Here is a 17668-nt window from a genome sequence, read left to right on the forward strand (position 1 = left end):
ATATTCAGTAAGTACTGATATCCTAAAGACGAAGGAGAAGCGAGAAGTTCGAGGCGATGAGTGGTCGAGGAGCGGAATGTGCGTTTTGTGTACATAAGCACCGCAGAACACGAAGTCAACGAAGAAATTCGAAGCTTATCATTCGTCGAAGAAGGTTAAGTTGTTAAGGGCGCACGGTGGATGCCTTGGCACTAGGAGCCGATGAAGGACGGTACTAACACCGATATGCTTCGGGGAGCTGTAAGTAAGCTTTGATCCGGAGATTTCCGAATGGGGAAACCCACTGCTCGTAATGGAGTAGTATTTTTACCTGAATACATAGGGTAATAAAGGCAGACCCGGGGAACTGAAACATCTAAGTACCCGGAGGAAGAGAAAGCAAACGCGATTTCCTGAGTAGCGGCGAGCGAAACGGAATTAGCCCAAACCAAGAGGCTTGCCTCTTGGGGTTGTAGGACACTCTATACGGAGTTACAAAGGAACGAAGTAAATGAAGAGGTCTGGAAAGGCCCGTCAAAGAAGGTAACAACCCTGTAGTTGAAACTTCGTTCCCTCCAGAGTGGATCCTGAGTACGGCGGGACACGAGAAATCCCGTCGGAAGCAGGGAGGACCATCTCCCAAGGCTAAATACTCCCTAGTGACCGATAGTGAACCAGTACCGTGAGGGAAAGGTGAAAAGCACCCCGGAAGGGGAGTGAAATAGATCCTGAAACCGTGTGCCTACAAGTAGTCAAAGCCCGTTAATGGGTAATGGCGTGCCTTTTGTAGAATGAACCGGCGAGTTACGATCCCGTGCAAGGTTAAGTTGATGAGACGGAGCCGCAGCGAAAGCGAGTCTGAATAGGGCGAAAGAGTACGTGGTCGTAGACCCGAAACCAGGTGATCTACCCATGTCCAGGGTGAAGTTCAGGTAACACTGAATGGAGGCCCGAACCCACGCACGTTGAAAAGTGCGGGGATGAGGTGTGGGTAGCGGAGAAATTCCAATCGAACCTGGAGATAGCTGGTTCTCTCCGAAATAGCTTTAGGGCTAGCCTTGAATTTAGAGTCTTGGAGGTAGAGCACTGATTGGACTAGGGGCCCCCAACGGGTTACCGAATTCAGTCAAACTCCGAATGCCAAAGACTTATATTCAGGAGTCAGACTGCGAGTGATAAGATCCGTAGTCAAGAGGGAAACAGCCCAGACCACCAGCTAAGGTCCCAAAGTATACGTTAAGTGGAAAAGGATGTGGAGTTGCTTAGACAACCAGGATGTTGGCTTAGAAGCAGCCACCATTTAAAGAGTGCGTAATAGCTCACTGGTCGAGTGACTCTGCGCCGAAAATGTACCGGGGCTAAACGTATCACCGAAGCTGTGGACTGTTCTTTTAGAACAGTGGTAGGAGAGCGTTCTAAGGGCTGTGAAGCTAGACCGTAAGGACTAGTGGAGCGCTTAGAAGTGAGAATGCCGGTATGAGTAGCGAAAGAGGGGTGAGAATCCCCTCCACCGAATGCCTAAGGTTTCCTGAGGAAGGCTCGTCCGCTCAGGGTAAGTCGGGACCTAAGCCGAGGCCGAAAGGCGTAGGCGATGGACAACAGGTTGAAATTCCTGTACCACCTCCTCACCATTTGAGCAATGGGGGGACGCAGAAGGATAGGGTAAGCGCGCTGTTGGATATGCGCGTCCAAGCAGTTAGGCTGACAACGAGGCAAATCCCGTTGTCATATAAGGCTGAGCTGTGATGGCGAGGGAACTATAGTACCGAAGTTCCTGATTCCACACTGCCAAGAAAAGCCTCTAGCGAGGTGAGAGGTGCCCGTACCGCAAACCGACACAGGTAGGCGAGGAGAGAATCCTAAGGTGAGCGAGAGAACTCTCGTTAAGGAACTCGGCAAAATGACCCCGTAACTTCGGGAGAAGGGGTGCTTTTTAGGGTGAATAGCCCGGAAAAGCCGCAGTGAATAGGCCCAGGCGACTGTTTAGCAAAAACACAGGTCTCTGCGAAGCCGCAAGGCGAAGTATAGGGGCTGACGCCTGCCCGGTGCTGGAAGGTTAAGGGGAGAGGTTAGCGTAAGCGAAGCTTTGAACCGAAGCCCCAGTAAACGGCGGCCGTAACTATAACGGTCCTAAGGTAGCGAAATTCCTTGTCGGGTAAGTTCCGACCCGCACGAAAGGCGTAACGATCTGGGCACTGTCTCAACGAGAGACTCGGTGAAATTATAGTACCTGTGAAGATGCAGGTTACCCGCGACAGGACGGAAAGACCCCGTGGAGCTTTACTGTAGCCTGATATTGAATTTTGGTACAGCTTGTACAGGATAGGTAGGAGCCTGAGAAGCCGGAGCGCTAGCTTCGGTGGAGGCGTCGGTGGGATACTACCCTGGCTGTATTGAAATTCTAACCCACAGCCCTTATCGGGCTGGGAGACAGTGTCAGGTGGGCAGTTTGACTGGGGCGGTCGCCTCCTAAAATGTAACGGAGGCGCCCAAAGGTTCCCTCAGAATGGTTGGAAATCATTCGTAGAGTGTAAAGGCACAAGGGAGCTTGACTGCGAGACCTACAAGTCGAGCAGGGACGAAAGTCGGGCTTAGTGATCCGGTGGTTCCGCATGGAAGGGCCATCGCTCAACGGATAAAAGCTACCCCGGGGATAACAGGCTTATCTCCCCCAAGAGTCCACATCGACGGGGAGGTTTGGCACCTCGATGTCGGCTCATCGCATCCTGGGGCTGTAGTCGGTCCCAAGGGTTGGGCTGTTCGCCCATTAAAGCGGTACGCGAGCTGGGTTCAGAACGTCGTGAGACAGTTCGGTCCCTATCCGTCGTGGGCGTAGGAAATTTGAGAGGAGCTGTCCTTAGTACGAGAGGACCGGGATGGACGCACCGCTGGTGTACCAGTTGTCTTGCCAAAGGCATAGCTGGGTAGCTATGTGCGGAAGGGATAAGTGCTGAAAGCATCTAAGCATGAAGCCCCCCTCAAGATGAGATTTCCCATAGCGTAAGCTAGTAAGATCCCTGAAAGATGATCAGGTTGATAGGTCTGAGGTGGAAGCGCGGTGACGTGTGGAGCTGACAGATACTAATCGATCGAGGACTTAACCACAAAATATACAGCAGCCTAACGGCTCCTGTAAAAGCAAGAGAAGCTTAGTGAATTGAATTGTGAATCGTTATCTAGTTTTGAAGGAATAACCCTTCAATTTCATAAATTATCTGGTAATGATGGCGAAGAGGCCACACCCGTTCCCATGCCGAACACGGAAGTTAAGCTCTTCAGCGCCGATGGTAGTTGGGGGTTTCCCCCTGTGAGAGTAGGACGTTGCCAGGTAAGAGAGAAAAAGATCAGTAGAGATACTGATCTTTTTTAATATTTTTTAAACCGAAAGGTTTATTATTTAAAACTGAAGACAAATTTAACCTACTAGCCTGAGGCTTGGGAGAAGCATATAAAGGAACTTCTACTAAAAACCGCCACGTCCTGTGGCAACGTAGAAGTCAGCACATCCTGTGCAAGTGAGAAAGCGCAGAGAGTGAAGATCGGAATGTGCGTTCTTGCCACATGAGGATCTGAATGAACAAGCTGACGAAGAGATTCGCCGCTTATCGCAAGCCGATATCCGAACACGGAAGTTAAGCTTTCAGCGCCGATGGTAGTTGGGGGTTTCCCCCTGTGAGAGTAGGACGTTGCCAGGCAAATCAAAAAGAGTTAGCAAAGGCTGACTCTTTTTTTAGTCTAGATATTCATTTGACCAGCTCTCTTTTTATGCCATTTGTTCTACAGAATATGTCTAAGGGTTTCTTCGGTTTAACGAAAATTTATCCTGTTAAATTTCAATAATTATAGGAAGGATCATTGGCTTTCTCTTAGTTTGAGTAAATAAATATTGGCCTACTGATTTTTTTATGCTTTGTTTAATCACGTTCCACTGAATTTTATTCCCTTTTTGTAGATCGTTAACAGTTTTTGTAATAAGGCGATTAACTTCTCTTATGAGTTCCTCAGAATCTCTATTAAACACGAACCCACGTGAAATGGTGTCTGGTTCAGAAACTAGCTTTCCTTCCCTTTTACTCATCGTTAAAACAATCACGAGCATTCCGTCTTCAGAAAGTTGTTTGCGATCTCTTAACACCATGTCCCCGACATCACCTACACCTATTCCATCCACATAGGTATTGCCTGCTGGTATTTTGCGAGTTTGGCGGGCAATAGAATTTGTAATATCTACAACATCACCATTGTTCATAATAAATGTGTTTCCTTGTTCTACTCCAACAGATTCGGCTAATAATCGATGATGGTGTAACATTCTATACTCACCGTGGATGGGTATAAAGTATTTTGGCTTCATTAGTGTAAGCATTAGTTTTAAATCTTCTTGATAGCCATGGCCAGATACATGCATTCCTGATGTACTTCCCGTTCCGTAAATCACTTTGGCTCCAAGTGTGAGTAAGTTGTCTACGATCCGTGTGACATTCCGTTCATTCCCTGGTATTGGACCTGCTGCAAAAATAACCGTATCCTCTGGTAAAATGTCAACACCCCGAAAGTTTCCAGTAGATAATCGGGCAAGGGCTGCTAAAGGTTCGCCTTGGCTCCCCGTACATAAGATGGCTACCTTTTCAGGGGCCAATTCATTGATTTCATGTTGTTCAATGATCATCCCATCAGGAACTGTTAAATAACCACGTTCAATTGCAATATCCACTACATTTACCATACTGCGTCCAAGTAACGATATCTTTCGATTTGTTTTTTTTGCAGCATCCACAACTTGCTGAATGCGATTAATATTAGAAGCGAACGTTGAAAGAATTACTTTGCGTTCTGCTTTCATGAAGGCGTCCTCAACATGTTTACCTACCATTTGCTCTGATGGGGTTAAACCAGGACGTTCTGAGTTGGTACTTTCAGATAGTAGAAGGAAGACGCCATCTCTTCCGATTTCTGCCATTTTATGAATATCCGAATGTTCATTATTCGCGGGGGTCAAATCGAACTTGAAGTCTCCAGTATGTACGATTTTTCCCTCTGGTGTGTTAAAAACAACCCCTAAGCAATCAGGAATACTATGATTTACTTTGAAAAAAGTTACATTGATGTCATCGAAATTTAAATTTGAGCTAGAGTCAATTTCAATCAGTTCAGTATCCCTTAAGAGTTTATGTTCTTCTAATTTTAATTCAATTAAACCTAGTGTGAAACGTGTTGCATATACGGGTACATTTAATTTTTTTAAGAAGAACGGGATTCCTCCGATATGATCTTCATGTCCATGAGTAACGATTAATGCTGTTATTTTATCTTTATTTTCTAGTAAGTAGGTAATATCAGGAATAATCAAATCAATTCCTAATAAACTTTCATCTGGGAACTTATTACCACAGTCGATAATCACAATATAATTGGAATATTCAATTGCATACATGTTCTTTCCAACTTCATTTAAGCCACCTAAAGCGAAAATAGATAATACATTCTCTTTTGTGCTCAAGATTATAGCCTCCTAGATTCAATATATATTAGCTAATATTCCCTTTGAGGGATCAATTATTAGGGAAAGAAGGTATAAAGGGCATTGAAGTGAAGTAAAGTGATCATTATTATTAGAATTTACATAAAACTGTACCGAAGTTCATTTGAGAATTTAACATTATCAATTCTTAAATAAATAGAAACAAAAGTGGCTTAAAGCAAGGGACAAACCTATATTTTTTATAGTGTGTAAGAAGTTATCTCTTGCGTTGTTGCAAATGGTTCTTTACAATAGTAAAGTTATAGAAGAATGATGAAAAGGGAGTGTCTACATGTCAGAAAGCACACCTGTTCAAATCCATGTTATATCGGAAATCCACAATGAGCATGATCATGAAAAAGAAATAATTGAGGTCCATACAACAGGAGAGCATGTCCTAAAGGGAAAGACCATTTATTTACGATATGAAGAAGAGCATGAGCTTGGCTTTGTAAAAACAACAGTAAAAGTAACGCAAAATGAGGTTGTTGTGATGCGCTCAGGAGCTGTAACAATGAAGCAACGCTTTATTCAAGATGCGCAAACCTTAACAAACTACTCTACACCTTTTGGCAGGCTTCAACTAGAAACAAATACAAAATCGCTATCATTTGAAACACATGAGCTTGAAGGTAAGCTCGTTATTTTATATGATTTGCAAATAGATGAAAAAGAGAAGCATGTACATAAACTAATGTTGACATATAAGGAGGAACAAAAATGAATATCGTTGAACAAGTTAAAGAACGATTAAAGGATGAAATCAAGGCCGCTGTGATCAAAGCAGGTCTTGCAGAAGAAGCACAGGTACCTGACGTTCTTTTAGAAATTCCAAAAGAAAAAGCACATGGGGATTATTCGACAAACATGGCGATGCAATTGGCTCGTATAGCAAAAAAAGCACCACGTATGATCGCGGATGACATTGTCGCAAATTTTGATAAAGAAAAAGGGTCGATTGAAAAGATTGAAATCGCTGGTCCAGGCTTTATTAATTTTTATATGAACAATAGCTATTTAACAGAATTAGTCCCATCTATTTTAAAAGCAGGGGCTAACTATGGTGAAACAAATATTGGGAACAAAGAAAAGGTTCAAGTTGAATTTGTTTCTGCAAACCCAACAGGTGACCTTCATCTAGGTCATGCTCGTGGTGCTGCAGTTGGCGATTCCTTATGTAATGTTCTAACAAAAGCAGGCTATGATGTGTCACGTGAATATTACATCAATGACGCTGGAAATCAAATTAACAACCTAGCTCGTTCAGTTGAAGCGCGTTATTTACAAGCTTTAGGTAAGGACGCTGAAATGCCTGAGGATGGCTATCATGGTGCAGATATTATCGGAATTGGGAAAAAGCTTGCTGAAGAATTTGACGACAGATTTGCTGAGCAGGACAGTGAGGAACGTTTAGGATTCTTTAGAGAATATGGCTTAAAATATGAAATGGGCAAGCTAAAAGCAGACCTAGAAGAGTTCCGTGTCGCATTTGATGTTTGGTATTCAGAAACATCGCTTTACCATAATGGGAAAATTGATGAAGCTCTGGCGGCACTTAAGGAAAAAGGCCATATCTATGAAGAAGAAGGCGCAACTTGGTTCCGCTCAACAACATTTGGAGATGACAAAGACCGTGTACTCATCAAAAATGACGGTTCTTATACGTATTTAACACCAGATATTGCTTACCACAAGGACAAGCTTGACCGCGGATTTACAAAGCTTATCAACGTATGGGGAGCAGATCACCATGGCTATATCCCACGTATGAAAGCTGCCATTGAGGCGCTTGGCTATGGCAAGGAAACACTTGAAGTAGAGATTATTCAACTTGTTCACCTATATAAAAACGGTGAAAAAATGAAAATGAGTAAGCGTACTGGTAAAGCAGTTACAATGAGAGATTTAATTGAAGAGGTTGGTCTTGACGCAGTTCGCTACTTCTTCGCGATGAGAAGTGCTGATACACATATGGATTTTGATCTAGATCTTGCTGTTTCAAAATCAAATGAAAACCCTGTTTACTATGCTCAATATGCACATGCGCGTATTTGCAGCATGCTTCGCCAAGGGGAAGAGCAAGGCTTAACATTTGACGATAACTTAAAACTTGATGAAATTTCATCTGAAAAGGAATTTGACCTTTTGAAGAAGCTAGGTGAGTTCCCTCAAGCAGTTGCAGAAGCAGCACAAAAACGAATCCCACATCGCATCACAAATTATATTTACGATTTAGCTTCAACACTACACAGCTTTTACAATGCTGAAAAGGTGTTAGATCCTGAAAATACAGAGAAAAGTCGTGCAAGACTCGGTTTAATGAAAGCAACACAAACAACATTACAGAACGCTCTTACATTGATTGGCGTTTCGTCGCCTGAAAAAATGTAATTAGGTAAAAACTCAGATGAGAATTCTCATCTGAGTTTTTTTATGTAAAATTTAATGGTGACTTTGCAATCTTGGTCAATATTTTTGCAAGTATGAAGATGAATTTTGGCAAAATAGCCACTAGTTTTTCAAGATAGAAGAGTGATTTTGCAATCTTAGCGACTAATCTTGCAAATCTAAAGAGTGATTTTGCAACTTGGCCAAATAATCTTGCAAATCCAAAGAGGAATTTTGCAACTTAACCAAATAATCTTGCAACTACCAAATTCTATACATCTAAAACTGAATCGTAGCACCCCCAACCCGTTTTACACCTCTAATCTTGCTAAGATCCTCACAAAGTCTAAGAGCGGCTTTATCCTTTTGCTTTGCTTCAATCATAAAGTCTAAATCCACATTCATTTCCTTCAACACCTTCACTAAAGGCAGCAAAAATTCAGCATCGACATAGTCGGAATGACTTCTGTATTCCTTTTCAGATTTAGGTGAGGATACATGAATTTTGGGCTGGATGCCAATCCAAGACCATGTTTTAAAAATGTCAGGTAATAAGTCTTCAACAGCCTCATCATCCTCTTTATTAGCCATAAAATGATGATAGTCAAAAAGCAAAGGGATTCTCTCTTTTTTACATATAGCTAACGTTTCGGTTGCAGTATAGGTTTTATCATCGTTTTCAAGTGTCATGCGCTTCTTAATATAATTAGGGAGTTTCTTAATATTGGTGTGAAAACGTTCGGTTGCAGCCTGCTTGTTTCCATATGCACCACCAACATGGATATTAATAATCGCTTCATTGGCAAGTCCCATTGCCTCTAAAACGTCATAATGGTATGTCATATCACCAACTGCATTGTCAGTGATATGTGGTTTATCACTCGTAAACAGGGTAAATTGATTTGGATGAAAACTAGTACGAAGCTTATGTTTTTTCACAAGTTGTCCAATTTCAGACAGTAAATCCTTAAAAGGAGTTCTGTAATCCCAAAGCACCTCAGGATGTGTTGCTAACGGCACAATCGATGATGAAAAGCGGTACAAATAAATTTCTTGAGCAATATTATAATGAATCATTCGTAGCGTGTGCTCAAGATTTTTTCTCGTCACATAAAGAAGCTGCTGTTTTCTCTCATTTTCATCAAGTTTTTTCCAGCGAGTAAACGTTAATGCTTTTGCTGGAGAGCAATCCCAAAGAGAAAGTGCATGTGAAACATATCCAAATCGAATAATCATCCAATTCCCCCTTGTATACTAATCAAGAGACTCTTTATAAAAAGTGAGAAATTATCGTTGCAAATACTTCTTTGCCTCGTTTTAGATAGGAACGCTTTTTATAAGCCTCATAGGTTAAAAGCTCAGATCGACGAAAATCTTCACTGATTTGTTTTTTAACAATTTGGATAAACTCTTGATCAAAGATTAAACAATTCATTTCATCGTTCAAATATAAGCTTCGTTTATCAAAATTAGCTGTTCCAATGTCACAAAGATGGTCATCGATTACGATGCACTTCGAATGATAAAATCCATAGTAAAATTGATAAATTTCACAGCCTGCAAGTAAAAGCTTGCCAAAGTAAGGGTAGGAGGCTTCCTGAACAAGGGGATGATCCTCTTTCATCGGCACCATAATTTTTACGTTTACTCCTCTTGCGATTGCGGCTAACAGTTCATTAAGTATTGTTTTACCTGGAATAAAATAGGGGGAGCAAATAATGATTTCCTGTTGGGCATCTCTAATGAATGAAATAAAATGGTCATTTAAATGTTCGCCATAAGTTGAAATGAACTTATGTGTCTTTGTCCCCTCAGGCTGACTAGGGAAATAACGAGTATCCTTACGTTTATCTTCCTCAGTAGCATCATACCAATCCTTAAAAAATTGTTCTTGTAAATCGTTTACCCCTGTGCCAGTAATTTTAAGATGATAATCTCTCCAATAACCGAATTTAGGATCCTTTCCAATATACTCTCTTGCAATATTAAATCCTCCTGAATAGGCGAATTTCCCATCAATAACAGTTATTTTACGATGATTTCTAGCTTGAAGTGTGTAAAAAAAATAAGGGAATTTTACTTTGTGTGAATAGGCAAAGTTAACACCTTTATCCTTTAGTTCGTTAATTTTGTGTTTTTTAAGCTTAAAGCATCCTACATAATCAAGTAATAGGCGTACTTCAATTCCTTGATTTGCCTTTTCACCTAATAATGAAAGAAATTCGTTACTAACCTCATCATTTTTTACAATAAAAAATAAAACATGAATGCTATGTTGACTATTTTTAATTCGCTCAAATAAGTCCTCATATAGTTTTTCCCCGTCGATAAACAGGTTAATCTCACTTTTCCTCAAAGGATATTGAGTATATTTGGATTTGGAAAGATGATCTCTTCTTCCAAGATGATAGTCGATTGTGAACCAACAAATAAGTGCCACTAATATCAAACATATGGTAATGAAGATAGCCAAATTTCATTCCTCCTAGTAGCAAGCTATATTTACAATAGTCTTGGCTTGAGGTGCATTTTTTATGTATTGATCCACACGACGCATATTTTGTTTTTAATTGAATACATTTGGAACAATCATTTATACATTCAGTATGAAAAAGTATTGACTGAATGCTCATTCATTTATTATCATAGTAGTATAATGTAAATGCAGAATTTTAGAAGCGTTATGACCAAAGGGGAGAATTACCAAGTAAAAAATGGCCTGCAACAACTGGGAGATTGGGGGAAAAGGAATGGATGCATTACTATGGGTTAATTTTATTGCATTCTTAATTGTAACCGCTTACGCAGTACACTTATTTATCTACTTAATTCGAACGAGAATGGCCTACATTAAGCTAGGGAAAAAAGTTGAATTCGATGGTGAGGTAAAAGAGAGACTTCAAAAAATATGGGTGAATGTTTTTGGACAGAAAAAGTTGTTAAAGGATAAGAAGAGCGGGATCATCCACGTAATGTTTTTCTATGGGTTTATCCTTGTTCAATTTGGAGCGATTGATTTTATTGTAAAAGGGCTGATTCCTGGTGCTCATTTACCACTTGGACCGCTCTATCCGGCTTTCACCTTTTTTCAAGAGATGGTTACGTTCATGATTTTAGTAGCTGTCGTTTGGGCGTTTCATCGGCGCTATGTTGAAAAGCTTGTTCGACTAAAACGTGGCTTTAAATCAGGATTAGTCTTAATTTTTATTGGCGGACTTATGTTATCTGTCCTTCTTGGTAATGGAATGGGGATTATCTGGCATGGACATGAGCTTACATGGTCAGAACCAATTGCCTCATCATTAGCCTTTTTACTTAGCTTTGTAGGAGATACTGGATCAATTGTCGTCTTCTACATAGCATGGTGGATTCACTTATTATTCTTACTAACATTCCTAGTATATGTGCCGCAATCAAAGCATGCCCATCTAATTGCAGGACCAGCAAATGTGTATTTTAACAGAGTTTCAAATCCTGGCAAACTTGAAAAAATTGATTTTGAAGACGAAACACAAGAAACATTTGGTGTTGGGAAAATTCAAGACTTTACTCAGCCACAATTAATTGATTTGTATGCATGTGTTGAATGTGGACGTTGTACAAATATGTGTCCTGCTACAGGAACTGGGAAAATTCTTTCGCCAATGGACTTAATTCTTAAGCTTCGCGATCATTTAACCCTTACCGGTGCTGCTGTTACACAAAAACAGCCATGGGTACCAGCTGTAGCATTTAACAATACAAAGGGGAACCAAATTGCGATGATGGCAGCAGGTTCTGGCGCACAAGAGTCTGCAGCAGCAGCTGTTGATTACAATCCATCCTTAATCGGTGATGTCATCACAGAAGAAGAAATCTGGGCCTGTACAACTTGTCGGAACTGTGAAGATCAATGCCCAGTAATGAATGAGCATGTTGATAAAATCATCGATATGCGGAGATATCTTGTGTTAACAGAAGGAAAAATGGATGCTGATGGAAAGCGTGCAATGACAAATATTGAACGTCAAGGCAACCCATGGGGATTAAACCGCAAAGAGCGTGAAACATGGCGTGAGGCTCGTGAAGATGTTATCGTACCTACCGTAAAAGAAATGAACAAGGCTGGTGAAGAGTTTGAATATCTATTCTGGGTCGGCTCAATGGGCTCATATGATAATCGCAGCCAAAAAATAGCCTTATCATTCGCAAAGCTTCTAAATAAAGCAGGAGTGACATTTGCCATTCTAGGTAATAAGGAAAAGAACTCTGGTGATACACCACGTCGTCTCGGAAATGAGTTTTTATTCCAAGAGCTTGCGACTAAAAACATTGATGAATTTGCGAAAAATGATGTGAAAAAGATTGTCACCATCGATCCGCATGCCTATAACATCTTTAAAAATGAGTACCCTGACTTTGGTCTAGAAGCTGAAGTCTATCATCATACAGAACTACTTGCAAAATTAGTGGAGGAAGGAAGATTGAATCCACAACAGCCTGTCAATGAAACCATTACCTTCCACGATTCCTGTTATCTTGGAAGATACAATGAAGTATACGAGGCACCTCGAACAATTTTAAAAGCGATTCCTGGTGTAAAACTCGTTGAAATGGAACGCAATCGTGAAAAGGGAATGTGCTGTGGTGCAGGCGGTGGCTTGATGTGGATGGAGGAAGACACAGGAAGTCGCATAAACGTAGCAAGAACAGAGCAAGCCCTAGCTGCAAACCCAACTGTCATCAGCTCAGGATGCCCATACTGCTTAACAATGCTTAGCGACGGAACAAAAGCTAAAGAAGTAGAAGAGCAAGTAAGCACATATGACGTAGCAGAACTATTGGAGAAATCAATTCTTTAAGAAGAGGGGGACAGTCCCCTCTTTGACAATGAGTACAAGTTGAGCGAGCGTTCGGTCAGTCAAGCTAGGATTGTAAACGGTTACTGAAATATCGAGTGGGAATTTAAATAATAAGTTTGACAGATTTCGGGGACAGTCCCCAACAATCAACAATACAATGTTTGGGGACAGTCCCCAATAATCAAAAAGGGGAGAGATAACATGGCAAAAACAGTGATTTTAAGTGGAGTAAGAACACCGGTAGGGAAATTTGGTGGATCACTTTCAACGTTAACGGCATCTGAGCTTGGTGGTATCGCTATAAAAGAAGCGCTAAAACGTGCTAATGTTGCTGGCGAACAAGTTAATGAAGTGATTTTTGGAAATGTTCTTCAAGGTGGGCAAGGACAAATCCCGTCACGCCAAGCTGCGCGGCAAGCAGGCCTCCCGTGGAATGTAAAAACGGAGACAATTAATAAAGTTTGTGCATCAGGATTAAGAAGTGTCACTTTAGCAGATCAAATCATCCGAGCCGGGGATGAGGAGGTTATCGTAGCTGGTGGGATGGAATCGATGAGCAATGCACCATACCTTTTACCAAAGGCACGCTTTGGACTAAGAATGGGTGATGGTACTGTAAAGGATTTAATGATCCATGATGGGCTAACTTGTAGTTTCACAGGTGTTCATATGGGCACATACGGTAATAGCACATCAGCAGAATTAAATCTTACTCGAGAACAACAGGATGAATGGGCACTAAGAAGCCATCAGCGTGCCGTTCATGCACAAGAGTCTGGTTTACTAAGTGAAGAGATTGTACCAGTAGCGGTTCCACAGCGTAAAGGTGAACCAATTGTAGTTGAAAAAGATGAAGCACCACGTAAAGATACATCAATTGAGCGTCTCTCAAGTCTTGCCCCTGTTTTTGATCATGACGGTACAATTACAGCAGGTAATGCCCCTGGAATTAATGATGGAGCTGCAGCACTTGTTCTCATGAGTGATGAAAAAGCGCAAAAGGAAGGGCATATTCCGCTAGCTACCATCATTGGACATACAGCAGTTGCAGTAGAAGCGAAGGATTTTCCAAAAACACCGGGACTTGTCATTAATGAGCTTTTAAAGAAAACAGGAAAAACCGTCAGCGATATTGACTTATTTGAAATTAATGAAGCATTTGCAACAGTAGCATTAGCAGCTAACCAAATTTCAAATCTTGATCCAGAAAAGGTCAATGTAAACGGTGGAGCTGTAGCGCTAGGACATCCGATTGGCGCAAGTGGGGCAAGAATCATTATTACCCTTATTCATGAATTAAAGCGCAAAGGCGGAGGAATTGGTGTTGCGGCGATTTGCAGCGGCGGAGGTCAAGGCGACGCAATTATGATTGAAGTGTAATCTAGCGATGGGGACAGTCCCCAATTGCTCTGTGGGGACAGTCCCCCATTTAAAACCAAGGGGGATGGATATGGAGATTCAAAAGATAATGGTCATCGGGGCTGGGCAAATGGGCTCAGGTATTGCCCAGGTATGTGCAAGTGCGGGCTTCGATGTCATTTTACATGATATAAAAGAGGAATTTGTAAATAAAGGCTATCACTCCATTGAAAAACAGCTGCAAAGGCAAGTGGAAAAAGGCCGACTAACACCACAAGAAAAAGATGAAACACTTCAAAGAATTACACCCTCTGTAGAAATCTCAAACGCACGTTTTGTCGACATCGCCATTGAAGCAGTTATTGAAAAAATGGATGTGAAAACAACCCTTTTTCATGAGCTTGATCAATTAGCACCAGACCATGCCATTTTAGCAACCAACACATCATCATTGCCGATTACTGAAATTGCTGCGGCAACAAAGCGCCCAGAAAAAGTAATTGGTATGCATTTTATGAATCCAGTGCCAGTCATGAAGCTAGTTGAAATTATTCGCGGGCTTGCAACAGCTGATGAGGTATTTCAGAACATCTACGACTTGACGAAAAAATTAAATAAAGTCCCAGTTGAAGTAAATGATTTTCCAGGCTTTGTATCCAATCGAATCTTAATGCCAATGATTAATGAAGCAATTTATACCGTTTATGAAGGGGTTGCTTCACCAGAGGCAGTCGACGAGGTCATGAAGCTTGGGATGAATCATCCAATGGGGCCACTTACATTGGCCGACTTTATTGGTCTAGATACATGTCTTTTTATTATGGAAACACTTCACGAGGGCTTTGGTGATGATAAATACCGACCATGCCCATTACTTCGTAAATACGTCAAGGCAGGATGGTTAGGGAAGAAGGCAGGTAGAGGATTTTATAGCTATTAGAGGTTATTCAAAAAAGTCACTAAATGATAAGCAGCATAGCACCGGGTTACTCGGTTTTTGCGGATAAAATGTCCGAAAACTGTCGTGCCCTGCTTGCTTCTAGTTTGTCGGCTTTTTGAATTCGAAAAGTAAGGTTTGACCTATTCCAAAGGGGTGGCATCAAGTGAAATTACATTTTACAGAAGAACAAATCATGATGCGGAAGATGGTTCGCGAATTTGCAAAGTCTGAGATAGAGCCGTTTGTTGAAAGTATGGAAAAAGGAGTATTCCCGCGAGTAATCCTAAAAAAGATGGGAGAGCTTGGGCTAATGGGAATCCCTATTCCTGAAGAGTACGAGGGCGCTGGCATGGACTTTACTTCATATATGATCGCAATCCATGAAATTTCAAAAGTAAGTGCAGCACTAGGAGTGATTCTTTCTGTTCATACATCAGTTGGAACCCTCCCGATTTTAGCGTTCGGATCAGAAAAGCAAAAGAAAAACTATGTGACGAAGCTAGCAAAGGGTGAGAAATTGGCAGCGTTTTGCCTAACGGAACCAAGCTCTGGCTCAGATGCCGCTAGCATGAAAACACGTGCAGTTAAAAGTGGAAATCATTATCTATTAAATGGCTCAAAAATGTTTATCACAAATGGCGGTGAAGCCGATACGTACATTGTTTTTGCAAGAACTTCGAGTGGATCTGGAAGCGCTGGGATTTCCGCATTTATTGTTGATAAGGATGCTCAAGGATTAATAATTGGGAAAGACGAACACAAAATGGGATTGAATGGCTCTAGAACCGTTCAATTGATCTTTGAGAATGCCCAGGTACCTATAGAAAATCTTCTTGGTGAAGAGGGTCAAGGGTTTAAAATTGCGATGGCAAACCTTGACGGTGGCAGAATTGGCATCGCAGCACAGTCGCTTGGAATTGCTGAGGCGGCGCTTGAAAAGGCAACATTATATGCAAAAGAGCGACATCAATTTGGAAAACCAATTGCTAGCCAACAAGGTATTGCTTTTAAACTAGCAGATATGGCGACAAATGTGGAAGCGGCAAAACTATTAGTCTATCAAGCTGCATACTTAAAGGGAAATAACCTGCCATGTGGAAAACAGGCAGCAATGGCAAAGCTATTTGCTTCTAAAACAGCGATGGAGGTAGCGACTGAAGCTGTCCAAATCTTCGGTGGCTATGGCTATACAAAGGATTATCCGGTAGAACGATATTTTCGCGATGCAAAGGTATGTGAAATTTATGAAGGTACGAGTGAAATACAACGAATTGTTATCAGTAAGCACCTACTAAAAGAAAGGTTCAGTTAAAGCTCACTGTTGTTTCTTGCACTTTGTTGATTGGAGGCTCACGTACCGCCCGCGGAAATCAACAACCAAGTTTAACAGAACCAAAAGAAAAGTATGATGACTCGGGGGATGATCACATGTATTTTAATTTATCTGATGAACACGAAATGTTAAGAAAGATGGTTAGAGACTTTGCGAAAAAGGAAGTAGAACCAACGGCAGCTGAGCGTGATGAGCAGGAACGTTTTGATATGGACATTTTCAGAAAAATGGCTGATTTAGGATTGCTAGGGATTCCGTGGCCAGAGGAGTATGGCGGCATCGGTAGTGATTATTTAGCATATGTCATTGCTGTTGAGGAGCTATCAAGAGTCTGTGCTTCAACTGGTGTGACACTATCTGCCCACACATCTTTAGCGTGCTTTCCTTTATTCAAGTTTGGAACAGAAGAGCAAAAGCAAAAATACTTAAAACCAATGGCTTTAGGGGAGAAAATTGGTGCGTACGGTTTAACAGAGCCTAGCTCGGGTTCTGATGCTGGCGGAATGAGAACAAATGCTAGATTAGAAGGAGACCATTATGTCTTAAATGGCTCGAAGATTTTCATTACAAATGGTGGTATTGCTGATATTTATATCGTGTTTGCGATAACAGATCCTTCTAGTAAGCATAAAGGAACAACAGCCTTTATCATTGAAAAAGACTTTAAAGGATTCTCTGTAGGGAAAAAAGAGAGCAAGCTCGGGATTCGATCTTCACCAACAACAGAAATCATTTTTGAAGAATGTAAGGTACCAAAGGAAAATGTGTTAGGCGAAATAGGAGAAGGCTTTAAAATTGCGATGATGACATTAGATGGCGGTCGAAATGGAATTGCCGCCCAAGCAGTTGGAATTGCGCAAGGAGCATTAGATGCAGCTGTTGCTTATGCGAAGGAGCGAGAGCAGTTCGGAAAACCAATTGCCGCACAACAGGGAATCAGCTTTAAGCTTGCTGATATGGCAACAAATATCGAAGCGGCACGGCTCTTAACCTATCAAGCGGCATGGCTTGAATCCGTTGGCCTACCATATGGCAAAGAATCAGCGATGTCAAAGCTATTCTCTGGGGATACTGCGATGAAAGTAACGACTGAAGCGGTCCAAGTATTTGGCGGCTATGGTTATACAAAGGATTATCCCGTTGAACGTTATATGAGGGATGCGAAGATTACGCAAATTTACGAAGGTACACAGGAAATCCAACGCCTGGTTATTTCCCGTATGTTAACGAAATAAACAAAGTGTTCTAGGGTGAAAACATTAAGTTTGTGGAACAATTTTAGCTTTATAAAAAGAGGTAAAGCGGAT

The 17668-nt window shown here is 41.4% G+C and carries 10 protein-coding genes and 2 rRNA genes; 9 read left to right on the forward strand and 3 right to left on the reverse strand.

Annotated elements, in window-relative coordinates; all coding sequences use genetic code 11:
• Positions 1 to 153: 153 nt before the first annotated feature.
• Together WCV66_RS04570 and rrf are read left to right on the forward strand one after the other, a co-directional pair.
• Positions 154 to 3084, forward strand: a 23S ribosomal RNA gene (locus WCV66_RS04570).
• Between the two features lie 109 nt (positions 3085 to 3193).
• Positions 3194 to 3309: ribosomal RNA gene (gene rrf / locus WCV66_RS04575) — 5S ribosomal RNA — on the forward strand.
• 496 nt (positions 3310 to 3805) lie between these two features.
• On the opposite strand, the gene WCV66_RS04580 is transcribed toward rrf, so the two are convergent.
• Positions 3806 to 5479 carry a ribonuclease J gene (locus WCV66_RS04580; protein ID WP_338788038.1) on the reverse strand — a complete coding sequence of 558 codons (1674 nt, stop codon included), beginning with the start codon at positions 5477 to 5479 and terminating at the stop codon, positions 3806 to 3808.
• Between the two features lie 313 nt (positions 5480 to 5792).
• Here WCV66_RS04580 and WCV66_RS04585 point away from each other — a divergent pair, with 313 nt between their 5' ends.
• Together WCV66_RS04585 and argS are read left to right on the forward strand one after the other, a co-directional pair.
• Complete coding sequence (locus WCV66_RS04585; RefSeq protein WP_338788039.1) at positions 5793 to 6224, forward strand: DUF1934 domain-containing protein; 432 nt, start codon at positions 5793 to 5795, stop codon at positions 6222 to 6224.
• A complete protein-coding gene (argS, locus tag WCV66_RS04590) occupies positions 6221 to 7891 on the forward strand; it encodes an arginine--tRNA ligase (protein WP_338788041.1) in 1671 nt (556 codons plus the stop codon). Before WCV66_RS04585 ends, argS begins: the two co-directional genes overlap by 4 nt.
• Before the next feature lie 276 nt (positions 7892 to 8167).
• Here the strand turns inward: argS and uvsE are convergent, their stop codons facing one another.
• Together uvsE and cls are read right to left on the reverse strand one after the other, a co-directional pair.
• Positions 8168 to 9124 (reverse strand): UV DNA damage repair endonuclease UvsE, encoded by a 957-nt coding sequence (uvsE, locus tag WCV66_RS04595; RefSeq protein ID WP_338788043.1) that lies wholly within the window; start codon positions 9122 to 9124, stop codon positions 8168 to 8170.
• Between the two features lie 34 nt (positions 9125 to 9158).
• Positions 9159 to 10361 (reverse strand): cardiolipin synthase, encoded by a 1203-nt coding sequence (cls, locus tag WCV66_RS04600; RefSeq protein WP_338788045.1) that lies wholly within the window; start codon positions 10359 to 10361, stop codon positions 9159 to 9161.
• 277 nt (positions 10362 to 10638) lie between these two features.
• On the opposite strand from cls, the gene WCV66_RS04605 reads away from it, so the two are divergent.
• The 5 genes from WCV66_RS04605 (at position 10639) to WCV66_RS04625 (ending at position 17596) form a co-directional block, all read left to right on the forward strand.
• Positions 10639 to 12729 (forward strand): (Fe-S)-binding protein, encoded by a 2091-nt coding sequence (locus tag WCV66_RS04605; RefSeq protein WP_338788046.1) that lies wholly within the window; start codon positions 10639 to 10641, stop codon positions 12727 to 12729.
• Positions 12730 to 12930: 201 nt separating this feature from the next.
• The gene (locus WCV66_RS04610) at positions 12931 to 14109 is read left to right on the forward strand and encodes an acetyl-CoA C-acetyltransferase (protein ID WP_338788047.1); all 1179 of its coding nucleotides are present in this window, start codon (positions 12931 to 12933) and stop codon (positions 14107 to 14109) included.
• Positions 14110 to 14179: 70 nt separating this feature from the next.
• Positions 14180 to 15028: a 3-hydroxybutyryl-CoA dehydrogenase gene (locus tag WCV66_RS04615; protein ID WP_338788048.1), complete on the forward strand. Its 849-nt coding sequence runs from the start codon at positions 14180 to 14182 to the stop codon at positions 15026 to 15028.
• Positions 15029 to 15191: 163 nt separating this feature from the next.
• Complete coding sequence (locus WCV66_RS04620; RefSeq protein ID WP_185653822.1) at positions 15192 to 16340, forward strand: acyl-CoA dehydrogenase; 1149 nt, start codon at positions 15192 to 15194, stop codon at positions 16338 to 16340.
• 116 nt (positions 16341 to 16456) lie between these two features.
• A complete protein-coding gene (locus WCV66_RS04625; protein ID WP_338788049.1) occupies positions 16457 to 17596 on the forward strand; it encodes an acyl-CoA dehydrogenase in 1140 nt (379 codons plus the stop codon).
• The last annotated feature ends 72 nt before the right edge of the window (positions 17597 to 17668 follow it).

The organism is Metabacillus rhizosphaerae (assembly GCF_037201795.1).
Taxonomy (GTDB): domain Bacteria; phylum Bacillota; class Bacilli; order Bacillales; family Bacillaceae; genus Metabacillus; species Metabacillus rhizosphaerae.

What these genes read in the sequence shown, in the direction of transcription:
- argS (WP_338788041.1), top strand. Translation starts at nt 6,221, where the DNA reads ATGAATATCGTTGAACAAGTTAAAGAACGATTAAAGGATGAAATCAAG.
- uvsE (WP_338788043.1), bottom strand. Translation starts at nt 9,124, where the DNA reads ATGATTATTCGATTTGGATATGTTTCACATGCACTTTCTCTTTGGGAT.
- WCV66_RS04605 (WP_338788046.1), top strand. Translation starts at nt 10,639, where the DNA reads ATGGATGCATTACTATGGGTTAATTTTATTGCATTCTTAATTGTAACC.
- WCV66_RS04625 (WP_338788049.1), top strand. Translation starts at nt 16,457, where the DNA reads ATGTATTTTAATTTATCTGATGAACACGAAATGTTAAGAAAGATGGTT.
- WCV66_RS04585 (WP_338788039.1), top strand. Translation starts at nt 5,793, where the DNA reads ATGTCAGAAAGCACACCTGTTCAAATCCATGTTATATCGGAAATCCAC.
- WCV66_RS04610 (WP_338788047.1), top strand. Translation starts at nt 12,931, where the DNA reads ATGGCAAAAACAGTGATTTTAAGTGGAGTAAGAACACCGGTAGGGAAA.
- WCV66_RS04615 (WP_338788048.1), top strand. Translation starts at nt 14,180, where the DNA reads ATGGAGATTCAAAAGATAATGGTCATCGGGGCTGGGCAAATGGGCTCA.